A 23,098-nucleotide genomic window follows, 5' to 3' on the forward strand; every position below is an offset into this window, starting at 1 on the left:
GGCGCACGCACCAAGGCCTGAACGTGCGCTGCGGTGTGCCGTGCTCGCCTACAGCCTGCGTCCATGCCAGCCAGTTATCATAAAGGCTTGAAAAAACCGCGTTGGCAATTGCACACAGGCTACCCGCATTGCTTCTTCCACCTCAAAAGGTGGCAGCACACATAGTTTTTCTCGCAGCACCAAGGGGATAGCCGCAATTGCTTGGGGGGTGGCCCCCATGAGGGCTTGCACCTGCTCCCAACAGGCAAGCATGCCGCCAAATTCCGGCGAATCAAGGTCGCAGCTGATTTCGGTATTTATAAAATGCCCTCCCTGCTTGAGCCGCTGGCACATACCCCCGTAAAAGGTGCAACGATCCTCCCTGCTTACAAAATGCCCCACCAGCACGCTGAGCGCGGCATCATACACCGGGCTGGCTGGCACATCATGCACATAGCCCTGCTGTAGGGTGCACCTTTCGCCAATGCCCGCGAGTTGCAACCGCTCATGGCACACCTCAAGCATGTCGGCAGAGGGGTCAACCCCCGTAAACGTCCAATGCGGATTGTGCTGGGCCAAGGCAATCATTTCTGCACCTGTTCCCACTCCCACACACAAGATACGGGCATCAGACGGCAAATCATGCAGGGCCAGCCGTATCAAAAAATGCATGCAGTCGCTTATTGGGGCCAACCGCTTGTTGTTTGCATCATATTTTTGCGAAACTTCTTTGTTAAAAAATGCAGACATAATAAAAAATCCTTTTTTACATGGCCGCGCCACCAGGCAAATGCAGTGAGCGCAATGGTTAATCATCACAAATCACTGGTCACAACAAATATTCATGCAACTTTTATGGTTCAGGCTCACACAGATAATGCCATTTTTTGTTTTGTACAGAGCTAAACGGTTGTAAATTTAGTTGATATGAATCAGCAGATGCCGAGCGCATATTTTTGTTACATCAGCATTGGCCAGCGCCACAAACCAGGCTGCGCTCCAAAGTGTAAATGGCACGTTGCATTGTACGCCTTGCGGCATTTTTATAGTTGCATTGGCGTGCAATAGTTGTCATTTTACACATACTGAGTGTGCGGCAGCTTTGAGCCGCGTGGAAATCTGCAGTAAACCTGTGGGAGGGGCAACTATGGCATGGCTGTACCTTGTGCTGGCGGGATTTCTTGAAATCGGCTGGCCCATCGGGCTCAAGCTGGGCTGGACAGAAGAAGGCATCCGCGTGTTATGGCTGGCCTTTGCCATCGCCTGTATTTTGTTCAGCGGTCTTTTTCTGCTTATGGCGCAAAAAGAAATTCCCATGGGCACGGCCTATGCCGTGTGGACAGGCATCGGGGCGGTGGGCACGTTTGTGGTGGGTATTGTTGCCTTTGGCGATGCGGCCTCAATCATGCGCATTGCATCTGCCGGGTTGATCATAGCCGGGGTTATCGGCCTCAAGTTTGCCTGATTGCGGCCTTGGGCCATATTGCATGCACAAAGCGGGGGCTAGCGCACAATTGTTGCGCGGCCCCCGACTTTCGCTGGTGCAGGTGAGCCTGGCGGCTACTTTACAAGGCTTTGCATCTCGGCCTCTGAGCGTGCAATGGCAATGTGCGTGCCGGGCTTGATGAGGCCCAGAATTTTGACCATGGCTTCTTCAGACACGCTTACGCAGCCAGAGGTGGGCTTGCCAAGCGAACAGTGCAGAAAAATGGCCGACCCAGCGCCCTTGACGATGTTGGTGGTATTGTATTCAATAACAGCCACATACTTGTAGGCTACCGTCTCCTTGGGCAGGTTTTCGGCAGATTTCCAGTCCACTGGGGTCGTGGCCTTTGTCACCCACTGGTTGTAGCGGGCAGAGGCCACGTCATCCACCCATTGCTCGCCGCCCTTGAGCTGGGCGTAGTCAATGCTCACCGCGGGGGGGATTGCAAGGCCAAAGCCGCGGCGTATCTCAAATACGCCCACAGGGGTTTTGCCATCGCCCTCGTGCTTGTCTGTGTCACAGCCGTTTTTGCCCACATAGGCATCTGTGCGCAGCAGCTCCTCGCGCTTGCCGTTTGCATTGCCGTACACCACCAGGGTGCCTGTAGTACCCGCCGCCACGACCTCAATATTGGTGTCGGCGGCCTGGCATTCGCTTATGCCGTTGCTACCGCAAAGCAGGGCAAAAAGGCCAAGGCAGGCCGAAATCAGTGCTTTTTGCATGGTCCCTCTGATTGTTCGCGCAAGAATGTTGGTTCACGACATCGCCGTTGCGCAATTTCCAAACGTTACTGATGCCGCTGGGCGCAACTGCGCTGCATTTTGTGCAGTATGGGCATACTGCTATCTTGATTTGCAGGCATATTCAATAGCCTGTGCATATTACGCGGCTATTATTCTGGCTGCGGCGTTGCACAACGCAAACACCCCCGGCGTTCCATGAAAAGACCGGGGGCGTTTAATGGGCAAATTTGCCCGTAAAATTGTATTTTGCACGACATTGTAATCAGATGTCCTTGATTTCAAGGTATACAATGGTCTGGTTTAAAAGCTGGTAGGCTATTTCGCCAAATGTAACCGGGCCAACAAAGGATCCGGTTTTTTTGTTTTCGAGGTTCGAGAAAAGGTAGTTCAGGATGCAGTTGCAGGAAAAAACAACGTTGTCTGTGTCTGAGCCAATCTGTTTTTGCACCTGTGCATCAAAGGCGACCACATAGTCTGCAATGGGCTTTGCGTGTTTGTAGTGAATGCCGCTGAAAACAGGCGCGTAGAAGCGCACCACTTTGTCCTGTTCGTCCACGCCCTGAAAGCTGATGTTGACCAGCGCGCCGTAATAGTTGGCAACAATGGGCAACCTTGTATCCAGCTTGTGCGCCTGAAGGTAGGCGGCAAAATTCTGGGGCGCGCCATTGACCATGACGTTTCTGGCCGAAAAACCGTCTGACGAAAAGGTGAGACTGTCGCCATCGCCCTGCTCAAACAGGTTGAGAATGCCGATCTCTGCCAGTTTGTCGGGCTTGAGCTCGGCCCGCAAAACTATCGCGGCATCTTCAAGCATGCTTCCCGTGTTGCCGTTGAACACCTTGGGGATTTTTATGCCCAGATCCTGAAGGTGCACGCCCGCAATCCAGCCGATAAGCGGCGATATTCCAAATGATTTATAGTTGGGAGCATTTATGGCAAATGAAAGATGCGTTTCGCTGGCAGCGGGTATCAGAATAAAGCTGAAGCCCTGCCTGGGGCCGTCCTCGTAGACTTTTGCGAGAGTGTCCTTGTTGTACTGGGCAATGCTGACGCTTTCGGTAAAATCAGTAATATCTGTGACAAATATCAGCTCGCGGGACGAAAGCCCCCCATGCTCTTTTGTAATAAAATATGGAATTGTGCCGCCAACCCAGTTGCCTTGCGGCAGCTGCATGAGAACGGATTCATCACCGGCAAGAAGCAGTGAACGACCTTCGGAAATTTTTTTCTGAACCTCATCAAGTTTCATGATAGATTGATTCATAAAATCCTCACTTTCCGAAGATAGTTTTAATATCGTCCTGAACAGTCCTTGAATTGGAATTTTGGGCAAAGAGATTATACAGCTGGTCTATGCTTACGGTGATGTTTTGAGGAGTTGGATTGTCATTAACCCCGCGCAACAGTCGCCCGAGCATGATTTTTGCCGCCAGAAACTTGAGCTCGAAGGTCTTTTTGCCCGTGATTATGTCGTACCAGCCTTCGTGGTTCTTGCTCGGAACTTCCATGGGCTCCTCCTTTTTTTACTACCTTAATAGACATAATTTATTGAACATGATGCTTCTTTTACTTATTGCTATGGTAAACATATGAAAAAAACAATGTAAAGACAAAAAAATAAATTATGTAAGCAAATAGGGTTACATTGTTTCAATTGTGCGGAAGAGATGACGTTGTTTGAGGGGAGTGATCCATCTGTTTATAAATCGGCGAGTTGAAAGCTTTTTGCGCGACGTTCAAGACGATGTGCGGTGTTGAAGTGAAAAGTTGCACAAATTTTACTGCTGAAACTGCACGTGTTGTTATGGTTGCCATATCCACGCACCAAATAAAAAAGCGAATTGAGCTGACAATTCGCTTACAGGTAATCCGTCCGCATGAGGTTAAAAAATTATTTAGTTCATGGGGGATTCGTGCAAAGAACAATATATATTTATTTTATAGCCAATTCACAATTTGCTAATTTCATGCTGTATATCGCTTTTAAAATGTCATTTTATATTTATGCAGTAGGTTACTGTAATGCACAGAAAGTGCGCTCCTATCTAAACGGCTACGATATTGGCCCTCGTGGGTGTGAGCATCACCCTTGCGTCGGACAATCAGACAAAAATGAAAATGTATGCAATGAAGGCGAGTGCGCGTTTCCTGTTTTTTGAAGGGTGCTTATTGTAAATGAAATTGCATCTTCCAGATCAAGCATGGCATTGATCAGAAAGACACGGCGATAGTTGTAAAGGTCATCAACAGTAATAGTGGTTTCGCGTACAATTCCACTGTTTATCAAATTTGATCGCTGTACGCCCGGCAGAAGAAATGTTGCTGGTGTAAAAAGCCCTGCGTCACTTTCAAAGACCAGATTTGAAAAAGACGTATCGGTGATGGCTCCGTTTTTTACAATAATTACTTCATCGTGGCCGGATGCTTTTTTTAATGCCTCAAGCTCTGACCTGTCACAGGATTTCCAGCCGTAGCTTATGGCGGGAGCCTCAATCAGTGCCAGAGTCGTGATCTGTCGGCGTACGTATGGGATAAATTCAACACGCTCTATTTTTTGAGAATACGTTACACGGCAACGGTACAGGCCATTTTTAAACATTGGGGGAACGGTTATGGATAACACCGGAGGGGGGCAGTCTGGAAAAAAGTGTTGCACGGTCTTTGTTAATCTTGCCATGTGCAGGTCAAGATTCATTATGTTGCCGTCGAGCACTTTAATGGTTTCAAAAAACATATTGTTCTCACAATGGTAAATAAATTTTCTGCAGTGTTTCCTGATATTCGTTCTTCCAGTTGCTGCGCGCCGTAATCCCGCCCCCGCTTCTGAAAAAGAAGCAGCCATTTTCCTTTTCAATAAATCTGATCAGAACTGCGCTATCCAGGCTGGAGCCGTCGAAATAGCCGAACACCCCTGTGTAGTACCCCCTGTTTTCGCCCTCCGCCCGGCGGATTATATCAACTGTAGATTTCTTTGGGGCCCCTGTGCATGAGCCGGCTGGCAGCATGTCGAAGATAATATCTCCCATGTGCTGACGGTAATCGCTGGGGAGCTGCCCCTCAATCTCTGAGCTGGCCTGAAAAAGCTCCCCCGCATTTGTTGTAATCTTTTCTACATATCTGAAGCGTTTTATATGCACGTCATCAGCCCACATGCTGATGTCATTGCGCAATAAATCAACAATGGTGTTATGTTCTTCAGTCTCTTTTATATCATCAAGAAGCGACTGCTCGGCATTTGGCAGTGCCGCGTCTATGGTTCCCTTCATCGGATTTGTGGAAATACGCCCGGTGGAACTGATCTTTACAAAACGCTCTGGAGAAAAGCAGACAAATCGTTCCGGAATGTAGAGCTGATAGGGCGAACTGCTCTGTAAAAAGATGGATTCAAGCGAAGTTGTGCAATGTATAGGGGTGCGCACCGTAAGATTTGCCAGATAAGTGTCGCCTCGCAGAAGTGCCTTTTGCACAATATCCCATTTGCGCTTGTATAGCTCTGGGGGCAACGGCTCTGGTGCGATGTCACCTTTCTGGTTTTTTGCGGGGCGTGTTTGCTTGTTGCTGGCTGAGGGCGTGCAGAATCCTATGGCCTGTTGATGCAGGGGGTTCTCAATAAATAATGCTTCATCCCCCTCAAAATTAACAGCAAACAGGTAGGGACGTCCCTCGTGGGATGCCTTGTTGATCAATTTTCGTGCTAAGCTGACATCACTGTAAAGCATCATTGATTTGCCAAAAAGTTTGAAACCATGTGGCGTCCGTGCGGGGTCAGAAAAGATTCGGGATGAAACTGGACGCCGTGTACATTGTACTGCCTGTGGGAAAAAGCCATTATGTACCCGTTGTTGTCTTCTGCCGTGATGCGTAATTCTGCGGGAAAGGCATCTCTGCTCACACACCAAGAGTGGTACCGACCGACCTGTATATGTGCGGGCAAGTTGGAAAACAGACCGCTTTGTTCCTTGATATTTATGGTAGATTCAACGCCGTGAAAAACTTTTGGGAGATTAACAAGTTGCGCGCCACAGCAAAGGGCTAATGCCTGATGCCCCAGGCAAATACCCAGAATAGGTTTGGTATGCATATGGCGGCGCAAGAAGTCCATGAGGCCTCCCGCTTCTTCCGGCAACCCCGGGCCTGGAGAAACAATAACGGCATCGGCTTTGTCTGCCAGTTTATCTGTAAGCTCGTCATTTTTGGCAATGCACAGACTGTCATTGATTGTACATAAACCTTTTAGCAACTGAACAAGGTTGTAGGTAAACGAATCATAGTTATCGATCAGCAGGATGCGCATTATATCTGTGGTCCTTTAAGTAAATTGAATTGTCATTTGCGCAAACATGGCTGGTGAAGCGCTGTAGAAGCCTCGCACGACTATGACCGTCAAAGGCAAAGTTTGGTGTGGTTTTGAGCTGATCTGCAAAAGGTTCAGCCATTCATCCCTCGATGTCACCCCGCGTTGTCTGGGTATTGATGACAAAGAAGTGTCTGAAATCCTTACGCATGAAATCTGATTGGGATATACAAAATGTATTGAAATGTATCAAGAAGAACAAAAATACATACATCTAATAGTCTGATTTTGTTGACGGTGGTAGGTTTTGGGGGGGGATGCCCGAGTATGGCATTCAAGAGGTCAAGATTTCAATTCTCTTCAGCTCCACCAGATAGGTAAATGGGAACCCCCGATCATCGAAAGATGATCGGGGGGCTGCATATTTACTGGGCGATGGCTTTGACTTGCGCAAAGGGGCTCATCCGCTCCCCCAATATCAGATGCCTACCTGCTGCGATAGACCACTTTTTCTGCCGTACATTCCTGAATTTCGCCGCTCTTTGCCACCGTCAGGTTAAACATGACCGCTGTGGTAAATTCCATTCTGCCCTGCTCCAAAAAATACAGCTTGCCAGCCTGCAAGGTTTGACCTTTTCCCAGAGGCTTGCTGAAAAAAGTCATCTCGGGAAATCCCGATTCCATGATTTTCTTGCCTGCAAGTTTGCCGCCGTTGCAGTCCCGCATCAGAGGCAACAGGGTTTGCACGGTCACTTGCAAGGCCGGGGCTTCATTCGGCGCCCACGCAACCGTAAATGGCATGGGAGGCGGAGGTGGTGGCGGAAGGGATTGCCCTGCGCAGCCAGGCAACAGACAAAACAGGGCCGCCATCACAATATACTTACGCATGGGATACCTTTATTCCGTTTCAGCGCGGCACTGCTTAATATTGCCAGCGCTGTCCACGCTTACATTAAACAATGTTTTTGCCTGCACCATGGCTGAGTAGCTACGGGCATCTACAAAAGAGAAATATCGGTCTTCCGGGTACACAAGCAGCACGGCGCACTCCTGTCCACGACCACGTGGCTGGCACTGAGAATTCTTGCTCTCTGGCAAGGAGCCAAAAGTTTGTCCCTTGTACCCCTGCTTGGCGCACAGATGTATCATGCTGACCGCATGCGCCCTGTCGGTTTCAACAGGCACAAGCGTCTCTGGCCGCCACAGCGAATGTTGCAGCAAGCCACAAGCGGGCAGCAACAGCAGACCAGCCAAAAGAATAAGAGTCATATTGCGCATGGCTTTTTCTAATTTTTTGGCAACGTTGCAGCAATCGACCCTTTCTCGGGCTCTGACTTGTAAATCAGGGCTGCATGCCCTTCACCCGCCTTGCAATCATACACAATTCCCTTGTCATTAATGTACAGGTTAATCACGTAGCGGTCATTTTCTGGAATATACTCATATTTATACTCTGTCTTTTTGGTGCTGGAATCATACACGGGCCTAAGTTCATACCTGCTGCGGTCATCCAGCCCTCTAACTGCACAAATGATGTTGCCTCCATCAAGGTGCTCACAACGCTGGCTCATTCTTTGATCGAGGTTTTTTGCACTAAACCCGGTGTAGAATCCCTCGTTGCATTTGCTTGCGATATTTCTCATGGCATAGCCAGAACTGAACATTTCGGGCACAGATTTTGGTGCCCATATGTTGTCTGGGTAACGAACAGCACAGCCAGACGACAACAAAAAGACCAGAAAAAGCGGCACACCATATCTATGCATTGTTGCTTACCTTCTGTGCTAAACGTGCAGATTATATAGACACGATATACATCAGGCCAGACGGTATGTCGAGAACTGGCGATAAATTCTTATATATACTGTGCTGATATGAATTGGCTTGTCAAAAAAATTTGGCCCATAGATGTGCGCAGGCAAATGCAGCACGTACAGATACACCTCATATAATGATACACCTAACTACTACAGACATAGCCACACTCGTGCCGCCGTATGAAACCTGCCGCGCTACCGAGCCACAAATCCACAGACCAGTTCTGCTTGCATGGCCACAGTTTCAGCCTTGCAGCATGCTTATACGCACAGGTTTGCGTACTTATGTTTTACTGGTGCCGACGCAAAAAACCCCCGACCATCATTCGATGATCGGGGGTTTTTCGTGTTTAATGAATTGGCTGTTGAGGGTAACACTTGAACGGCCTCTTTCCTCGCATAACTACCCAATATCATAAAACTTAATTTTTAACGATGTATTGCAAATTTTCTTACACAACGGCGACCTGAATATATTGTCTATCCTTCCGGTTGCCCAAAAAGAGCTTTGCCTATCCACCAGATGGAGCGTCCAAAATTATTAATTAATTGTTCACCTTGCCTTAGAAAAGAAAGGCTCGAGTCAACTCCTGCAAGCTTGATGGCTTCTGCAACCTTTGATCCGGTCGGGTGAGCGTCTCCGACACGCATATCATAGGTGCCTACAATTTCGGTAAAAATTTTACGAGCAGTCTCCGGCCCTACCTTTTTGGACAATACATCCTGCAGTAACTTATTTGATCCTAATTTTTCTTTTTCTGCATGATCAGAAATTTTGCGAAGCTCTTGAACATTCAGACGATCCGAAAATACACGAATGAGATCTTTTGCTAGCCTAAGCAACGACATATTGTCTTTACTCGTAAACCTCGAGACCTGTTGCATTGCAATATTTTCATCGAGGGGATGGGTAAACAACGCAATTCCATATCCTCTACGGAATCCCTCTTCTAGCATAAACATAGCCCTAAAAAGTAAGAGTTCAACTGCAAGAGTACGTGCTGGTCGAGCTTTAACTTGTGAAGCAAGCAGTTCGCTTGAAACTTTTCCTTCTGGAACAATATTATGTGCAGCCCAAATATGTTGCTCCCAAGAATGAAGGCGAGCAATATCGTAAGCATAAACGGTAATCAAATCCGAGGGATTAATTCCAAAATGAGTCTTGTACCCCGACGTTGAGTGAATAGAACCTGTTTCTGCCGTATACCACTCAAGGGAAAACCCTCTGCAGTTGAGCAACTCGGTGACTACGCTGGACCGAAACCACAGCCATCGACCAACATCTTTACTCTTCAATTCAGCAGAAGCCATACGTTTCCCGTCTGTCTCGACGATGAATTGTGGCAGATTACTATCTACATCTCCCCGTACTCGCACACTTTTTAATTGATGCTCAATCCATTCGTTTCGCCAAAATTCACCTTCAACGCGAATGCTTTCGTAATCACCTCGATACCCTTCTGAACTCTCATGGCTAGTATTATCGTCATTTTCTGGGCCCATGACTGGAGCATCTTCTTCCTCGTCAATGTCCGTTCTCCAAGCCCTGAACATAGCCCAACTTCCACCGAAGACATCATTGACATTGCGAATTAATAGCTCAAATCGTCCTCCATCTCTATCATCCTGATGTGCTTTCAGGTTTGCGTACTCACTTCCCTCAAGAGCCGCTATATTTTCAACTCGTTGACGATAATAAGAGAGGCGAAGCGAAAGGTTTCTTGCGGCTAAATAATCAAGAAGAAATTCTCGCTTAATCTCAATCGAAATATGTTCGCCTTTTTCATTAAGAACCTCACGAGCAACTACAACAAAATTTTCCTCTGGCCGTACCCAGTTTACTCCTTCCTTTATCAGGCGAAGTGCTACAACTAGATCAGGATTCAATATCCATAACCTGCCGCCAACAACGGGCTGAGGATGGTCAAAGACTAGGTGAACACCAAGTGGCTCTTTGTCGTTATATTGATATTGGTCAATTGGTGAATAATAATCGTCATATGCATATGGTGTTACCTCATGCCCTATTCCGAGATCACTCCAGACTAAATGCTCCTCAGCAAATTTACTATGTTCTGGTGGAAATGCGACAGAACCACATCCAAAATATTCATTGACGTAACCTACATTTTTAACGTTTCCTTTTTCTTCATCTATAGATGCTCTCAATGGGACCCATGTCGCATTAGAGAAGAAGCGGCGTGTTTCTTTTTTGTGGAGAATCCATTCTTCATTCATTATGAAAGCCCTTTTTCATAGTTGAAAAACAGTCATTTACTGCCACACAATCTACTAACTAGCTGATATAAAATATGAATTTATTATGAAATACATTCCGAGCTATTTGTGCGTGGCGGCTATTTAAATCAGACGCATCTATTTGCAATTTTCTACGCTCCAAGCTTCCTGCACAACTGGTGCACCCTTGGTGGTGCGGTATAGGTCTACTTAACTGCGCCTTATTATCTATAGGAAAAAATAATGCCTAGTATATGTTCCCCACGCAGGGAAACACAAGCATTTCCCCGCAGTTTGATTTAGTTTTATTACATTATGATATTGGGTAGTTATGCGAGGAAAGAGGCCGTTCAAGTGTTACCCTCAACAGCCAATTCATTAAACACGAAAAACCCCCGACCATTTTTCAATGATCGGGGGTTTTATTTACTTATCTGGTGGAGCTGAAGAGAATTGAACTCTTGACCTCTTGAATGCCATTCAAGCGCTCTCCCAACTGAGCTACAGCCCCATGAGGAGAAATCAATTATACCCTTTTGCCGTGGGGTGCAAGTATTTATTGCACCTAGTCAAAAGAAAATGCCGAGAGCGGCGCACCCATGGCTCTGCCGTGCCAGGCAAGCTTGCCCTGAGCAGTTCCCGCGGCTCCTGCAAGTACCATAAGCGGAATAAGATGTTCCTCTCGCGGGTGGGCAAAGCGCGCGCCGGGGGCTTTTTCCCATTCTGCGAGGGCAGCATTGCGTACAGAGGGCTGAGGATTGCACACGGTTTCGGCCAGCCAGTCGTCAAAAATCTCTGCACCGTCTATGGGCGTATTGTCGCCGTAGCGGAAGGCCCGCATGTTGTGAAAGCTCATGCCGCTGCCCACAAACAGTACTCCCTCGTCGCGCAATGGGGCCAGCGCACGGCCAAGCGCCAGATGCTCCTGCGGGTCAAGCCCTAGCCGCAGCGATATCTGCAGGGTGGGAATCTGCGCTTGCGGATACATGAGCATGCCGGGAATAAACACGCCGTGGTCAAAGTCGCGGGTATTGTCCTCTGCCAGAGGTATGCCCACGGTCTGCAGGCACTGGCGCACGCGGTCAAACAGTTCTGGCGCGGCAGGGGCAGGCCACTTCAGCTCATAGGTATGCGGCGGAAAGTCGTAATAATCGTAATACAGGTCAGGATGACGCGTAGTGAGCAGGGTAAATTCCGTCTGCTCCCAGTGGGCGGAAAAAACGAGCTGCGCCCTAGGTGGTTGCGGCAGGCTTGCGGGAATGGAGCGCAGCCAGTTGCCAAGGGCATTCCATGTATCAGCCGGTGACCAGTCCATAAAAAAGCAGGGGCCGCCGCCGTGAGGAATGTAAAATGCGGGCATTGCCATGTTTCGCCTCGCTTGCAGGGTTAGGGCACGGCACGCAGACATCTGCGTTTGACCATGCCGTGCGAGCGTAGCGTCATTTGGGGCCAAGGCCAAGAGGTCCCCACCGCAGTGGGGGCACAAAGGGCGGGGCTGCCATAATTTAAGGGGCGGGCATTCCGCAGAATACCCGCCCGCACCGCAGCCATGCCGCGTCAATAAAATCCAGAACCCTAATCATCCTCGTGCCATGCGCCACGCCCCTTTATCCACAGGGTCAGGCATATAATACCAAGCAGCACGGCAAAGCCAAGGTGCACAAGATCCACAAAGGTGGTTGTGCCAGCAGAAAACGTGATAGAGGGCAGATTTTTGGCAACACGGGCCAGCCCCGTGAGCACAACTATGCCCAGAACGCCCAGGCGCACCTTGCCCCAGAAGGTAAGGTGCCCACGCAATCTGCCGAGACCCATCACAACCAGCCAGTAACAGCCCAGAGCCAGCAGCAGGGCCGCAAGAGCATAGTGAATGCTCAGCGTGGTGTAAAAATCTCCGGTCCAGGTCAGACCGGGTATTTTGGCAATGCCGTACCTGCTGGCCACGGGCAGTTGCATCATGCCCGTAAAGCCCAGCAGCAATGCCAGGGCTACCCAGATTTTTTTGAGCAGTCCGCCGGTCTGACTGGTCTCGACCTGCGGGTCGCGCAGGCTGTGCGCACTTCGGGGCTGGGGCTGGCCCTTTCGGGCCACGTTTACCATGGCTCCGGCCACGCCCACCAGCGGTGCAGCAACCAGCATGCGGGTGAGGTTGCCCGCCTGCGCCATGGAGTCAGCCACCGGCCCCATGGTGGGTTTGCCGGGGCCGGGTTTGGACTGCCTGGCGATCTCACTGAAGGGAACAGGCGAAAGATAGAATGTGTTTGTGCCGCCGTTTTCGGTCACGCCGTACAGATACGCGCCGCGCTTTTGCGCCAGCTGCTGGGCCTGTGCAAGAATTTCGTGGCGCGGGCCGATGGTCTGCACCTGCTGGGGGCAAACTTCCACACAGGCGGGCAGCTGGCCGTGGGCAAAGCTGTCTGCGCAGCGGTCGCACTTGTACATGACGCCATTGCCCGCAAAACGCGGCATGAGGTCAAGGTACAGGCCCACGCCCGATTGCCGCTGGGGAATGTGCCAGGGGCAGACCGTGCGGCACTTGGCCCCGCCAAGACAGGTCTGGCTGTCTATGCTCACGGTGCCAGTATCGGGTTGCCTGCTGGCCGCGCCCCAAGGGCAGAGGTTTGCGCAGGGCGGGTTGGTGCAGTGCAGACAGCGGCGGGGTATGTGCAGCTCAAGCGGCGCGCCGTTTTTCTGCACGGTCACGCTCTCAATATACAGCCAGTTGTAGGGGGTCAGGCGGTCGTCCACATCGCGCCTGGCCGACCAGTCCTCGTCCTTGGTTCCAGGCGGAAACATCACCGGCAGAGGCTTTTTTACTTCAGGAAAACGGTGCCCGTTGCGTTCGTGGCAGCCTTCAACGCACTGGCCACAACCAATGCATTTTTCAATATCAAGCAGAGTTGCATATTCCGCTGCCGGGTCTGCCGTATCACCGGGCAGGCCAGTTGCGTTGGCGGCTTTAAGATTCATAGCAGAAAGGCCCGCAGCAGAGGCCGCGCCTACCAGAAAATTGCGCCGGGTCAGACTCATGGTTGCATCCTTTTCAGCCGCAGGCACAGGGGTAGAACGTGACCCCGTGTGATTACTGCTGATTATTAAAATCGGTTCTCAATATGCCACATGTCAGAAAAAAGTGCAATTTATGGCATACTTTTGCAGTATGGATTAAAGGGCGAGTCGTGGTCGATGCTGCAAAAAAGGATGCGTGGACGGGGGGTTGATGGGGGCGCAGGCCGCTTGGGCGTTGCCTCTGCAGGTCAGGCCTTGCGGGGCAAAACAGGCACATACACGTCGTGTGTGCCAGATTGAAAAAAGCGGCTGTCGTAGCGTTCAAAGCAGGGGCTGTCGACCTGCACGGCATGGCCTTCGGCGGTGTTGGGCCATTCGTCGTACATGTAGTCGTACGCTTCACGCAGCATGCCAGCGGCCGGTATGCGGCAGCAGGCATAAAGCCCGCCGGGCAGCACTACCTCGCTCATGCCTGCGGGCGGAGCAGCCACTTCCGGGGCCTCCATGGCTGCCCAGTAGTCAAAGGCCAGACCCTGATGGTCAGTAAAGACAGACACGCCGTAGGAAGGTCCCTGATACAGGTGCGGGGCTTTGCCGCTCAGCTCCGGCATGCGGGGGGCGAACACGTCGTTCCACAGCCTGGGGCAATCAATGGGGGCCTGGTGCAGATTGGTGTTTATGTTCACACCCACAAGGCGCACACTGTGATGGTGCATCAACACTACGGCAAAAGGCTTTGACATGCATGCTCCCTGGCAGGTCGGACCACTGGAACAGTTCTTTGGATTTGGTGATTTCAAAAAGCAAAAATTTTTTTATGCCAGCGCAAGTGCATGAACCAGTTACGCGATAGTGTCAATATGGTATTATGGTATGAAATTGTGTTATTTTGTGGCAGATCACAATCTGGCATGTAATCATAATGACATTGCATGTAAATACAGCTGCGTAGAAATGCTTGCAGGTGCGCGATCTTGCAATGGGGCAGCCATGGACAGCCGCCACGCGTGCCGCTATAAGCAACGTATTGCCTGAACTGCTCTTTCACCCTCCACAAGGGGAGCCGTCATGTATTCCGCAGCCCCATGCACCCGCCGTACCTTTTGCTCGCTTGCTCTAGGCACCTGCGCAGCCCTGCTGTTGCCCTGCTCTGCCCTTGCGTCCATTGCGCAGGGCATTGGCAAACCTGTGAGCGACGAGGCTCTCAAAGCCGAATTTGCCGGTATGTGCGAGGGCGCGGAGCAGATGCTGACAGGGCAGCGGCCCGTGCAGGATTTGCGCGCCATGTTTGCAGCGGCCAAAAAAGCTCACGCCCGGCTGCTGCCCATGCCCGATATCGGCGGGCCAGAAAATCTGACCTACCCCAGCTTTCTGGTGGGGCCGCAGTATGCCGCCCTGTATACGGCCATGCGCCCCTGCGGGTTCAGCGCACGGGATGTTGGCAAGCTGGTTTACGATCTTGCCGTGTACAGCTTTGAAGCCCAAAAGGAAGTTTACCGGGCCAACGGGCAGCGCTTTTTTTCGCCAGAGTATTTTGCACTGCTGCAGGCCTGGGCGCAGCGCAGCCAGCAGCGGCGCTACCCCATGGACTGGGTGCAGACGGTATTCAGGGGTGATGGGCGTGATTTTGATATCGGCGTAGACTACACCGAGTGCGGGCTGGTCAAGTATTTTGCGTCGCTGGGCATGCCTGAGCTTGCGCCGTATCCCTGCCGGGTGGATTTTCCCACTGCGCGGGCAGAGGGCACAGGCCTTGCGCGCACCACAACCCTGGCCACAGGTGGCAAGATGTGCGACTTCCGCTACAAGCAGGGCAGGGAAGTGACGCAGGGCTGGGACCTGTAGGGGGCGCCCAGACTGTTGCGCCGTAATTGCAGCGCCGCAATTGATGCATAAAACAAAACGCGGCAGGGGCCTCAGCCTCTGCCGCGCAATTATTTATGCAATCCGGCGCGTGCCTGTCAGCACTTTTTGATTGCCAGCACGTCCTTTGCAACCAGTTTGCGCATGGTTTCCGCACAGCGAAAGATATCCCTGCCCACAATGTCGGCTTCTTCCAGCAGGGTGGTGTTGCCGTCGGCATAGGCCAGCAGGTCCATCATCAGATTGACCTGCTCGGTACAGGATGTCTTGGTGCTCAAGGTTGGGTAAAGGCCCCGCTTGCCCAGCTGCGGTTCGCACAGCACCCGCGGTTCGTAGACCACGTTTTCTTCCAGGGTCTCAAGTATGCGTGTCATGATGTTTACGCTGCCCTCAAGGCCTTTTTGCGTAACCAGCGAGCAGTCGTCCAGCGAGGTGTGGTACTCGGGGTAGACGTGGTACTTGCTGCGCATGACGCTGCACAGGGGCAGGTCAATGCCGGGCGAGCAGTATTGGCGCTCGTCGCTTTCGCGGTCAAGAAAGGTGTAGCGGATAAAATCGGGCGCAAAGTGCCGCAGCACGTGCAGGGCCGCCTTGTCTGCCATGGTGTCGCCCTTGCGGCTGGGCAGGTAGGAATAGGCCCGCTCGTCGCCCATGCAGGTAAGGTTGAAGCCTGCCACCACATTGCGGCGCAGGGCTTCGTGATTGCGGCTCAGATAGGTGATGGAACCGATGGTTTCTGGCACAAAAACAAAGCGGTAGGTGTAGCGGCGGGGCTGCTGGGCCACCCACTGGGCCAGAGCCGTGGCCACCACCGGGCCGGAAAGCTCGTTGTTGGCCATGGAGGGATGGCAGATGTAGGTGGAAATGAAAATTTCTTTTTCACACTGGCCGGGTATGACAAGCTCACCGTAGGTCAGGTTGCCCGGAGCAAGTGTGGAATCGATAACTGCATGGTACATGCCGGGCACAAGCTTTTGCCGCTGCTCGTGCGTGAGGCAGAAACCCCAGCGGCGGGCATAGTACGAAGTAACGTAGGGAATGGCATTGGGCATTTCAGGCAATGAATGCAGGTGGCTTTGCAGATCCTCAAGCGAAATCGTGCAGTCCACCGGTTCGGAATAGCCCATCACATGCAGGTTTGAATCGGCAAAGTTGGCGATGACTTCGCCAGAAGGGCCGGTGAGACGGGCCCCGGTGATGTTCCACTCGTCAGGAATTGTCCAGTCAAAAACCTTGGAGCCCGAAGGTACTTCAAAGGTTCGCAACTCGGGCAATTCTACCTGTAACATGCGCAACGTCTGCCGTACCCCGTTGCCTGTTATGCTGCGGCATATGGGAAAAAGGCTGCGTAAAAGGTCGTGGAAGCTCGTCATTATCCTTCCTTGGTGTGCATTGCGTGAGGCAGCATTTCCCATGGGGGGTGGCAACCCTGATTGCCATTTTCCGGGGGTGACTGTCGGCGGCAATGCCTATCGCGAGCTTGCTTATTGCTAGCGGGCCGCGCCGTCAAGCAGCTTTTTCCGGCATAACGGAAAAAACCGCTGCAAACCCCCATGCAGGGCTTATTGCGCCCGGTTGCAGCAAATCAAGACTGCCATTCATGATTGCAGGCAACGGGCTTCAACAGGCAGGCTGGTCTGGCGGGAGCCAACGTGCCTTTTTTAATATAGCATACAGATCGTAAGTAGAAAAGCCCCGAATTCTGCGCATGAAATTTGCTTTGCCTCCGCCCCCTATGCTGGTATGCAGAAAGGGCTGTGTGATGCAGGCAACCACATGTAAAATCAGTCAGAATTGGAGCAGATATGCCAGCCGTATCCCTCGCCGAAGCACAAAATCTGGGCGAAAAAATCCTTATGGCCCACAACGTGGCGCAGCGAAATGCCACCTTCACCATCACTTCGCTTCTGCGGGCTGAGATGGAAGGGCTGCCCTCGCATGGGTTTTCGCGCATACCCTATTACGCGGCGCAGTCGGCTGCGGGCAAGGTAGACGGCCATGCCGTGCCGCTGGTGGAGCGCCCCAGATCTGGCGTTGTAGCTGTTGACGCCCGTTGCGGTTTTGCCTTCAGCGCTTTTGCCGACGGCCTGCCTGTGGCGGCTCAGGCCGCAAGGGAATCGGGCGTGGCCCTGCTGGCCGTGCGCAATTCGCACCATGCCGGCGTGCTGGGCTTTCCTGTGGCTGATCTGGCGGAGCAGGGTCTTGTGGCGCTGGGCTTTGCCAACAGCCCCGCCTCGCTGGCTCCCTACGGCGGGTCAAAGGTTACCTTTGGTACCAACCCGCTAGCCATGGCCTGCCCACGTAAAAACTCGCCACCTCTTGTGATCGACCTTTCCATGGGGCTGCTTGCACGCGGCAAGATTTTGCAGGCTGCCAAGAAGGGCGAGCTTATTCCAGAGGGCGCGGCCGTGGACGCGCAGGGCAATCCCACGCGCGATCCGGCCAAGGCCTTTGACGGCGCGCTGCTGCCTTTTGGCGGTCCCAAGGGTTACGCGCTGGCCCTGATTGTGGAAATAATGTCGGCCGCGCTTACAGGTGCCGCGCTGGCCATCGAAGCCTCATCGTTGTTCACGCCCGACGGCCCCGCGCCGCGGCTTGGGCAGAGCTTCCTGATTATGGATCCTTCTGCCAGTGCAGGGGCAAACTTTGTGGACCGGGTGGAGCAGCTGCTGACCTTTATCACCGACCAGCCCGGCACGCGTTTGCCGGGTGACCGGCGCATAGGCCTGAGCCAGGCAGCCAAACAAAGCAACAGCATTGATCTGCCGGAAGACCTGCTGATCCAGTTACGGGAGCTCTGCTAGCAAGGGCGTGGCGATTTTGCCCTTCGGCCTGCTGGCCGGAGGGCAAACTGCTTTTGGCGCTATTTGAAGGGAAAATACAGCTCCCAGAGATACGAGAGCGGTAAAATGATGCCCAGAGCGGGCAGCATGTTGATGACAGGGAATATCTTGATGTCGCACATGCGCAGGCCCGTTGCCACAAAAATAACACCGCCGCAGGCGGTAAAATCGTTGAGCATGGCCGGGGTCATGAGCGGGGCAATGGTGGTGGCCCCCATGTAGATGAGCGCCAGAATGACAAACTGCGGCACGGCGATAAGGCTTACGGAAAAGCCCATGAAGGAGCCGAAAACCACGCCGGTAAACATGTCCAGCGCGGCCTTGGTCAGCAGAATGTCGGGATTGCCGGTGAGCCCCTCGTGAAAGGCCCCCAAAAAGCCCATGCTGCCAAAGCAGAATGCGGCCACCAGGGTTATGACCGTCAGGGAAAAGTTTTCGTCGCCCATACGCTTGCTTTTCAGCAGGCCGAATATGGCCCGCAAAACCTTTTGTAGCAGGGCCTCGGCATACATAATTTCGCCCACCATGGTGCCGAGAATGAGCGAAATCGTCACGGCTGGCAGAGCCGAGGCTTTACCCACAAGGGTTGCGCCCAGACACAGGGTTATGACGCCAAAGATGGAAGGCAGGGCCTTTTTGAGCCGTTCAGGAAAAATATCGGCAAAAACAACGCCGATGATACCACCGATAAAAAGTCCGCCACTGTTCACAATGGGCCCGATCATATGCGTACTCCGCGTGATGGCATGGAAATCGTTCGGAAAGGCGGACAGGAAAGGGGGGTCTGTAGGCCGGTGTGAATCGATGTGGTGATGCCAGGTTTACTGCCCCGAAAAGCAAAGGGCGCGCATGCGCGGGGCCGCCAGCGCGCCGAAAGTATCAACAAGGTGATAATCCAGATGCGCGTTTTGGGTACCACAAGGTATTTGAGTTGACAATAATCCCCCTCAGGGACTCAGGGCATGAGACAGCAGGAGAAAACATGATTGTCAGAACATGGCACGGCTGCGTGCCCGAAGCTTTGGGTGACACCTTTGCAGAGCATTTGCGCAGAACCGGCGAGGATCACGCTCGGGGCGTGGCGGGCAATCTGGGGGTGGCGGTGAGACGCATGACCTTTCGGGGATGGGAGCATTTTTTCTTTGCCACGTGGTGGACTTCGCTTGATGCCGTAAAGGCCTTTGCGGGCGAAGACTATCAGCTTGCGGTGCATTATCCGGACGACGAGCGCTTTGAACTGGTGGCCGACCCCTATATTTTTCACCATGAGGTAGAGCAGATCACGCCCCTGTAAGTCGTGGCTGCATACCCGAAAAAGGGCGAATTTCTGCTTTTGAGACAGCGGGCGTAAACTCTGGGGGCAACGTGGTCTACGTGCTCATCGCCATATGCGGTATAGTGGCCGGGGCCATCAGCGGGGTTGTGGGCACAGGCTCGTCCATCATCCTGCTGCCGGTGCTGAGTCTGGCTTTTGGCCCCAAGGCGGCCATTCCCATCATGGCCATTGCTTCTATTGCGGGCAATGCCTCGCGCGTGCTGGCCTGGCGGCGGCAGATCAGCCTGCGGGCCTTTGCCTGGTATTCGGTTGCCGCTGTGCCGGCTGCGGTGCTGGGCGTGCGCACGCTCTGGGTTATGCCGGCGGATGTTTCCAATCTGTGTATCGGCCTGTTTTTTTTCGCGCTCATCGGTCTGAGGCGGGCCAGCCGCACGCGCGGCCTGCGGCTCAATACCCGCCAGATGGCCATGGCCGGGGGCGTGGTGGGCTACCTGACAGGCGTTGTGTATTCCACGGGGCCGCTGACCATCCCCATCTTTGCCGGTTTTGGACTGGCCAAGGGTGCGCTGCTCGCCACAGAGGCGGCGGCCTCCATCGCCGTGTATCTGGCAAAGGCGCTGGCCTTTGGCGCGGTGGGCGGCCTGCCCCTGCCCGTGCTGTGCAACGGCCTTGTGGTGGGGGCAACACTGGCGGTGGGTACGTTTGTGGGCAAACGCTTTGTACTGGGCATGCCCGAGGCGACCTTCAGCCTGCTCATCGACATGATGCTTGCCTGCGCTGGACTGGTGATGACAGGCGGCGCGCTGCTTGCATAGGGTATGCCCCATGCAGAACAGGCCTGCTGCGGCCTCTTCACAAAAGTCTGTAAGGGGCATAACAGACCTGTGAATGAACAGGCACTGCGACAGGCCTGCAATGCACAAGGCCAGTTGCTGCACACGCGGCATGGCAACAAACAGGGATACCATCCATGGCACAGCATTACATGAAGTACGGCGACAAGAAATTTTGTGTGGGGCTCGATAGCGGGCTTATGGCAGCAGAGCTGCATTCCAACGCGGTTGCACTGCCTGGAAAAAGCGCCCTTGAGCACATCAACGATGCTCTGGACAATCCCATTGGCAGCCCCCGGCTGGAAGAAATGCTCAAACCAGGACAGACCGTATGCGTGATTGTGCCCGACTCCACCCGCCTGTGGCAGTCGCCCAATGTCTATGTGCCTGCCGTGGTCGCCCGGCTGAACAAATGTGGAATCCGCGATGCCGACATTCGCATTCTCACGGCCACGGGCACGCACCGGCCCATGTCGCGTGAGGAGCACATAGCCATTGTTTCCGAGGATATTTACAACCGCATTGGGGTTATCGACCACAAGTGTCGCGATACGGCAGACATGGTCAAGGCTGGCGTGACCAGCAACGGCACCGAAGTGTGGTTTAACCGCGTGGCCATGGAAAGCGACCATATCATCCTGACTGGCGGCGTGGTGTACCATTTTCTGGCCGGGTACGGCGGCGGCCCCAAGTATCTGCTGCCCGGCATCGCCAGCTACGAGACCATCCAGAGGCACCATAATCTTGCCCTCAACGAGGGCTTTGGCAGTGGCACCAACGCGGCCGTGCGCAGCGCCAACATGGAGAGCAGCAATATTTTTCATGCTGATCTTGAAGAAGCCGCCCTGCTTGCCAAACCCAGCTTTTTGCTCAACGTGGTGGTGGACGACAGCTATAACATCATCAAGGCTGTGGCTGGCGACATGGTGCTGGCCCATCGCGAAGCCTGTGCCCTGGTGGACGCCATAGACGGTGTCAACGTGGCCGAACGCACGCCGCTGGTTATTGCCAGCGCGGGCGGCGCCCCCAAGGATATCAATTTTTACCAGACCATCAAAACCCTGGCCAACGCCCTTGCGGTGGTGAGCGAGGGCGGCACGATCATCATCCTTTCAGCATGCACCGAGGGTTTTGGCAGTGCGGACACCCGGCACCAGATATGTGATTTCAGCACCATGGAAGAACGCGAAAAAGACCTGCGCGAAAACTTTTCCATCGGCAGCTATGTGGGATTTCTGTTTGCGGAATCGGCGGAAAAGCACCATCTCATCATGGTAAGCGCCATGGATGCGGCAGACTTTGCCAAAACAAAGATACACATCACCAGAACCCTCGACGAAGCCCTTGCACTTGCAAAAGAATTGAACAATGGCAGGGAGCTGCGTGCAACCCTGTTGCCCCACGGGGCCAATACCCTGCCCAAGCTTGCGGGCAACTGTTAGCAGGGATGCGGTTATAGTGACGCAAGTCTGGCCTTGAACGCTGGCAGCAGTGGTACGTGCCTTGCGTTCAAGGTCCTTGTTTTATTTGTGTGTTGATTTTGCCTGTGTGTCCGGCGCAGGCATGGGCCACTGCTTGCTTGGATAAATGTAGAAAATGCGATATTTCCCATGAATGCAATCTGTGGGGGAGCTATGCGCTTTATCTATAATGCGAGTACCGATGCACCGTTCAATCTGGCGACGGAAGAATGGCTGCTGCATAATTCAGATACGGACGTATTCATGCTGTGGCGCAATGCTCCTGCCGTAATTGTAGGACGCAACCAGAACAGCCATTCCGAAATCAACGCAGATTACGTGCAGCAACACCGTATCCCCGTGGTGCGCAGGCTTACCGGCGGGGGAGCTGTTTTTCACGATCTGGGCAATATCAACTTTACCTTCATCAGCCTCAACAACCAGTCTGGCCTGTTGGATTTCAGGCGGTTCGCCACGCCGATCATCGAGGCACTCAATGCCCTGAACGTTCCCTGCGAATTTAATGGCCGCAACGACATGGTGGTGGGAGAAAGCAAAATTTCGGGCAATGCGCAGCACGCGCACCGCGACCGGCTGCTGCATCACGGAACCCTGCTGTACAGCGCAAACCTCGATTCGGTCTGCGCCGCTCTCAAGCCCAGCCCTGCCAAATACGTCGACAAATCCGTCAAAAGCGTACGTGGGCGTGTGCGCAACATTGTGGATTTCATGCCCAAACCCATGGCAATTGAGGAATTCATCAACTATCTCATGGCCTATGTTGCCAATGACCAGAAGGCAGAAATCTCGCGTCTGAGCCACGATGAAATAGAGGCCATCGAAAAGCTGGCCGAAGAGCGTTACCGGTCGTGGTACTGGAATTACGGTTATTCGCCCAATTACGCCTTTGAGCGCACCACCAAAACCCCCGGCGGCGTGCTGGACGTGCGTATGGACGTGCGCAACGGCGTGATTGCCGACATTCGCCTGTTTGGCGACTATTTTGGCGTACGTGACGTGGTGGAGCTTGAGGATACGCTTTGCGGCTGCCGTCACGAGCGCGAGGCCCTCAAGCGGCGGCTGGCCCTGGTACACATCGATGCCTACATTCAGGGCGTGGGCGAACGCATCTTTCTTGACTGCCTTTTCTAGCCCCGCGGCGGAGCGGCAGCATTTGCGGCATGCCGTGGCTTGATTTTTCTTATACATCCGACATGTCGGTAACAGCTGACCTGCGGCCTCGCGGCTGCGGGCTGG

The 23,098-nt window shown here is 53.0% G+C and carries 23 protein-coding genes and 1 tRNA gene; 7 read left to right on the top strand and 17 right to left on the bottom strand.

Annotated elements, in window-relative coordinates; translation table 11 throughout:
- Positions 1-48 precede the first annotated feature (48 nt).
- Positions 49-651, bottom strand: a complete 603-nt coding sequence (locus tag F8N36_RS04965; protein ID WP_291331692.1) for a class I SAM-dependent methyltransferase — start codon at positions 649-651, stop codon at positions 49-51.
- Between the two features lie 475 nt (positions 652-1,126).
- Between F8N36_RS04965 and F8N36_RS04970 the strand changes: the two genes are divergently transcribed.
- A complete protein-coding gene (locus F8N36_RS04970; RefSeq protein WP_291331693.1) occupies positions 1,127-1,444 on the top strand; it encodes a multidrug efflux SMR transporter in 318 nt (105 codons plus the stop codon).
- A gap of 95 nt (positions 1,445-1,539) precedes the next feature.
- Here the strand turns inward: F8N36_RS04970 and F8N36_RS04975 are convergent, their stop codons facing one another.
- The 14 genes from F8N36_RS04975 to F8N36_RS05040 form a co-directional block, all read right to left on the bottom strand.
- Positions 1,540-2,187 (bottom strand): L,D-transpeptidase family protein, encoded by a 648-nt coding sequence (locus tag F8N36_RS04975; RefSeq protein ID WP_291331694.1) that lies wholly within the window; start codon positions 2,185-2,187, stop codon positions 1,540-1,542.
- A 283-nt stretch (positions 2,188-2,470) separates the two neighbouring features.
- Positions 2,471-3,472, bottom strand: a complete 1,002-nt coding sequence (locus F8N36_RS04980; RefSeq protein WP_291331695.1) for a hypothetical protein — start codon at positions 3,470-3,472, stop codon at positions 2,471-2,473.
- Positions 3,473-3,479: 7 nt separating this feature from the next.
- Positions 3,480-3,716: a hypothetical protein gene (locus F8N36_RS04985; RefSeq protein WP_291331696.1), complete on the bottom strand. Its 237-nt coding sequence runs from the start codon at positions 3,714-3,716 to the stop codon at positions 3,480-3,482.
- Positions 3,717-4,291: 575 nt separating this feature from the next.
- The gene (locus F8N36_RS04990; RefSeq protein ID WP_291331697.1) at positions 4,292-4,942 is read right to left on the bottom strand and encodes an aminotransferase class IV; all 651 of its coding nucleotides are present in this window, start codon (positions 4,940-4,942) and stop codon (positions 4,292-4,294) included.
- A 7-nt stretch (positions 4,943-4,949) separates the two neighbouring features.
- Entirely contained in the window at positions 4,950-5,930 is a 981-nt protein-coding gene (locus F8N36_RS04995) for an aminodeoxychorismate synthase component I (RefSeq protein ID WP_291331698.1), read from the bottom strand.
- Positions 5,927-6,502: an aminodeoxychorismate/anthranilate synthase component II gene (locus F8N36_RS05000; RefSeq protein ID WP_291331699.1), complete on the bottom strand. Its 576-nt coding sequence runs from the start codon at positions 6,500-6,502 to the stop codon at positions 5,927-5,929. The genes F8N36_RS04995 and F8N36_RS05000 overlap by 4 nt, the downstream gene beginning before the upstream one ends.
- 486 nt (positions 6,503-6,988) lie before the next feature.
- The gene (locus F8N36_RS05005) at positions 6,989-7,303 is read right to left on the bottom strand and encodes a hypothetical protein (RefSeq protein WP_291331700.1); all 315 of its coding nucleotides are present in this window, start codon (positions 7,301-7,303) and stop codon (positions 6,989-6,991) included.
- 96 nt (positions 7,304-7,399) lie between these two features.
- Positions 7,400-7,780: a hypothetical protein gene (locus F8N36_RS05010; protein ID WP_291331701.1), complete on the bottom strand. Its 381-nt coding sequence runs from the start codon at positions 7,778-7,780 to the stop codon at positions 7,400-7,402.
- Positions 7,781-7,788: 8 nt separating this feature from the next.
- Positions 7,789-8,268 (bottom strand): hypothetical protein, encoded by a 480-nt coding sequence (locus F8N36_RS05015; RefSeq protein ID WP_291331702.1) that lies wholly within the window; start codon positions 8,266-8,268, stop codon positions 7,789-7,791.
- A 531-nt stretch (positions 8,269-8,799) separates the two neighbouring features.
- Complete coding sequence (locus F8N36_RS05020) at positions 8,800-10,557, bottom strand: hypothetical protein (RefSeq protein WP_291331703.1); 1,758 nt, start codon at positions 10,555-10,557, stop codon at positions 8,800-8,802.
- A gap of 435 nt (positions 10,558-10,992) precedes the next feature.
- Positions 10,993-11,068: transfer RNA gene (locus F8N36_RS05025), tRNA-Ala, on the bottom strand.
- Between the two features lie 54 nt (positions 11,069-11,122).
- Entirely contained in the window at positions 11,123-11,965 is an 843-nt protein-coding gene (locus F8N36_RS05030) for a class III extradiol ring-cleavage dioxygenase (RefSeq protein WP_366247031.1), read from the bottom strand.
- 167 nt (positions 11,966-12,132) lie between these two features.
- Positions 12,133-13,587 carry a 4Fe-4S dicluster domain-containing protein gene (locus tag F8N36_RS05035; RefSeq protein WP_291331705.1) on the bottom strand — a complete coding sequence of 485 codons (1,455 nt, stop codon included), beginning with the start codon at positions 13,585-13,587 and terminating at the stop codon, positions 12,133-12,135.
- 227 nt (positions 13,588-13,814) lie between these two features.
- A complete protein-coding gene (locus F8N36_RS05040; RefSeq protein ID WP_291331706.1) occupies positions 13,815-14,309 on the bottom strand; it encodes a GyrI-like domain-containing protein in 495 nt (164 codons plus the stop codon).
- 325 nt (positions 14,310-14,634) lie between these two features.
- Between F8N36_RS05040 and F8N36_RS05045 the strand changes: the two genes are divergently transcribed.
- Positions 14,635-15,411 (top strand): L-2-amino-thiazoline-4-carboxylic acid hydrolase, encoded by a 777-nt coding sequence (locus tag F8N36_RS05045; protein WP_291331707.1) that lies wholly within the window; start codon positions 14,635-14,637, stop codon positions 15,409-15,411.
- A gap of 116 nt (positions 15,412-15,527) precedes the next feature.
- On the opposite strand, the gene F8N36_RS05050 is transcribed toward F8N36_RS05045, so the two are convergent.
- Positions 15,528-16,802, bottom strand: coding sequence for a DUF4910 domain-containing protein (locus F8N36_RS05050; protein ID WP_291331708.1), 1,275 nt, complete (start codon positions 16,800-16,802; stop codon positions 15,528-15,530).
- 432 nt (positions 16,803-17,234) lie between these two features.
- Here F8N36_RS05050 and F8N36_RS05055 point away from each other — a divergent pair, with 432 nt between their 5' ends.
- Positions 17,235-18,233: an Ldh family oxidoreductase gene (locus F8N36_RS05055; RefSeq protein ID WP_291331709.1), complete on the top strand. Its 999-nt coding sequence runs from the start codon at positions 17,235-17,237 to the stop codon at positions 18,231-18,233.
- 59 nt (positions 18,234-18,292) lie between these two features.
- Here the strand turns inward: F8N36_RS05055 and F8N36_RS05060 are convergent, their stop codons facing one another.
- Positions 18,293-18,997 carry a DUF554 domain-containing protein gene (locus F8N36_RS05060; protein WP_291331710.1) on the bottom strand — a complete coding sequence of 235 codons (705 nt, stop codon included), beginning with the start codon at positions 18,995-18,997 and terminating at the stop codon, positions 18,293-18,295.
- A gap of 257 nt (positions 18,998-19,254) precedes the next feature.
- Between F8N36_RS05060 and F8N36_RS05065 the strand changes: the two genes are divergently transcribed.
- The 4 genes from F8N36_RS05065 to F8N36_RS05080 all read left to right on the top strand — a co-directional run bounded on the left by F8N36_RS05065 (position 19,255) and on the right by F8N36_RS05080 (position 22,993).
- Positions 19,255-19,566, top strand: coding sequence for a hypothetical protein (locus F8N36_RS05065; protein ID WP_291331711.1), 312 nt, complete (start codon positions 19,255-19,257; stop codon positions 19,564-19,566).
- Positions 19,567-19,637: 71 nt separating this feature from the next.
- Positions 19,638-20,363 carry a sulfite exporter TauE/SafE family protein gene (locus F8N36_RS05070; protein WP_291331712.1) on the top strand — a complete coding sequence of 242 codons (726 nt, stop codon included), beginning with the start codon at positions 19,638-19,640 and terminating at the stop codon, positions 20,361-20,363.
- Between the two features lie 155 nt (positions 20,364-20,518).
- Positions 20,519-21,823, top strand: coding sequence for a nickel-dependent lactate racemase (gene larA, locus F8N36_RS05075; protein ID WP_291331713.1), 1,305 nt, complete (start codon positions 20,519-20,521; stop codon positions 21,821-21,823).
- A gap of 192 nt (positions 21,824-22,015) precedes the next feature.
- Entirely contained in the window at positions 22,016-22,993 is a 978-nt protein-coding gene (locus F8N36_RS05080) for a lipoate--protein ligase (protein ID WP_291331714.1), read from the top strand.
- Positions 22,994-23,098: the final 105 nt, after the last annotated feature.

It is taken from the genome of Desulfovibrio sp. (genome assembly GCF_009712225.1).
Taxonomy (GTDB): domain Bacteria; phylum Desulfobacterota; class Desulfovibrionia; order Desulfovibrionales; family Desulfovibrionaceae; genus Desulfovibrio.

What these genes read in the sequence shown, in the direction of transcription:
- F8N36_RS05045 (WP_291331707.1), top strand. Translation starts at nt 14,635, where the DNA reads ATGTATTCCGCAGCCCCATGCACCCGCCGTACCTTTTGCTCGCTTGCT.
- larA (WP_291331713.1), top strand. Translation starts at nt 20,519, where the DNA reads ATGGCACAGCATTACATGAAGTACGGCGACAAGAAATTTTGTGTGGGG.
- F8N36_RS05000 (WP_291331699.1), bottom strand. Translation starts at nt 6,502, where the DNA reads ATGCGCATCCTGCTGATCGATAACTATGATTCGTTTACCTACAACCTT.
- F8N36_RS05010 (WP_291331701.1), bottom strand. Translation starts at nt 7,780, where the DNA reads ATGCGCAATATGACTCTTATTCTTTTGGCTGGTCTGCTGTTGCTGCCC.
- F8N36_RS04980 (WP_291331695.1), bottom strand. Translation starts at nt 3,472, where the DNA reads ATGAATCAATCTATCATGAAACTTGATGAGGTTCAGAAAAAAATTTCC.
- F8N36_RS05065 (WP_291331711.1), top strand. Translation starts at nt 19,255, where the DNA reads ATGATTGTCAGAACATGGCACGGCTGCGTGCCCGAAGCTTTGGGTGAC.
- F8N36_RS05040 (WP_291331706.1), bottom strand. Translation starts at nt 14,309, where the DNA reads ATGTCAAAGCCTTTTGCCGTAGTGTTGATGCACCATCACAGTGTGCGC.
- F8N36_RS05015 (WP_291331702.1), bottom strand. Translation starts at nt 8,268, where the DNA reads ATGCATAGATATGGTGTGCCGCTTTTTCTGGTCTTTTTGTTGTCGTCT.
- F8N36_RS05060 (WP_291331710.1), bottom strand. Translation starts at nt 18,997, where the DNA reads ATGATCGGGCCCATTGTGAACAGTGGCGGACTTTTTATCGGTGGTATC.
- F8N36_RS04985 (WP_291331696.1), bottom strand. Translation starts at nt 3,716, where the DNA reads ATGGAAGTTCCGAGCAAGAACCACGAAGGCTGGTACGACATAATCACG.
- F8N36_RS05080 (WP_291331714.1), top strand. Translation starts at nt 22,016, where the DNA reads ATGCGCTTTATCTATAATGCGAGTACCGATGCACCGTTCAATCTGGCG.
- F8N36_RS04975 (WP_291331694.1), bottom strand. Translation starts at nt 2,187, where the DNA reads ATGCAAAAAGCACTGATTTCGGCCTGCCTTGGCCTTTTTGCCCTGCTT.
- F8N36_RS05020 (WP_291331703.1), bottom strand. Translation starts at nt 10,557, where the DNA reads ATGAATGAAGAATGGATTCTCCACAAAAAAGAAACACGCCGCTTCTTC.
- F8N36_RS05030 (WP_366247031.1), bottom strand. Translation starts at nt 11,965, where the DNA reads ATGTCTGCGTGCCGTGCCCTAACCCTGCAAGCGAGGCGAAACATGGCA.
- F8N36_RS04965 (WP_291331692.1), bottom strand. Translation starts at nt 651, where the DNA reads ATGCATTTTTTGATACGGCTGGCCCTGCATGATTTGCCGTCTGATGCC.
- F8N36_RS04970 (WP_291331693.1), top strand. Translation starts at nt 1,127, where the DNA reads ATGGCATGGCTGTACCTTGTGCTGGCGGGATTTCTTGAAATCGGCTGG.
- F8N36_RS04990 (WP_291331697.1), bottom strand. Translation starts at nt 4,942, where the DNA reads ATGTTTTTTGAAACCATTAAAGTGCTCGACGGCAACATAATGAATCTT.
- F8N36_RS05035 (WP_291331705.1), bottom strand. Translation starts at nt 13,587, where the DNA reads ATGAGTCTGACCCGGCGCAATTTTCTGGTAGGCGCGGCCTCTGCTGCG.
- F8N36_RS05005 (WP_291331700.1), bottom strand. Translation starts at nt 7,303, where the DNA reads ATGCCATTTACGGTTGCGTGGGCGCCGAATGAAGCCCCGGCCTTGCAA.
- F8N36_RS05050 (WP_291331708.1), bottom strand. Translation starts at nt 16,802, where the DNA reads ATGACGAGCTTCCACGACCTTTTACGCAGCCTTTTTCCCATATGCCGC.
- F8N36_RS05055 (WP_291331709.1), top strand. Translation starts at nt 17,235, where the DNA reads ATGCCAGCCGTATCCCTCGCCGAAGCACAAAATCTGGGCGAAAAAATC.
- F8N36_RS04995 (WP_291331698.1), bottom strand. Translation starts at nt 5,930, where the DNA reads ATGATGCTTTACAGTGATGTCAGCTTAGCACGAAAATTGATCAACAAG.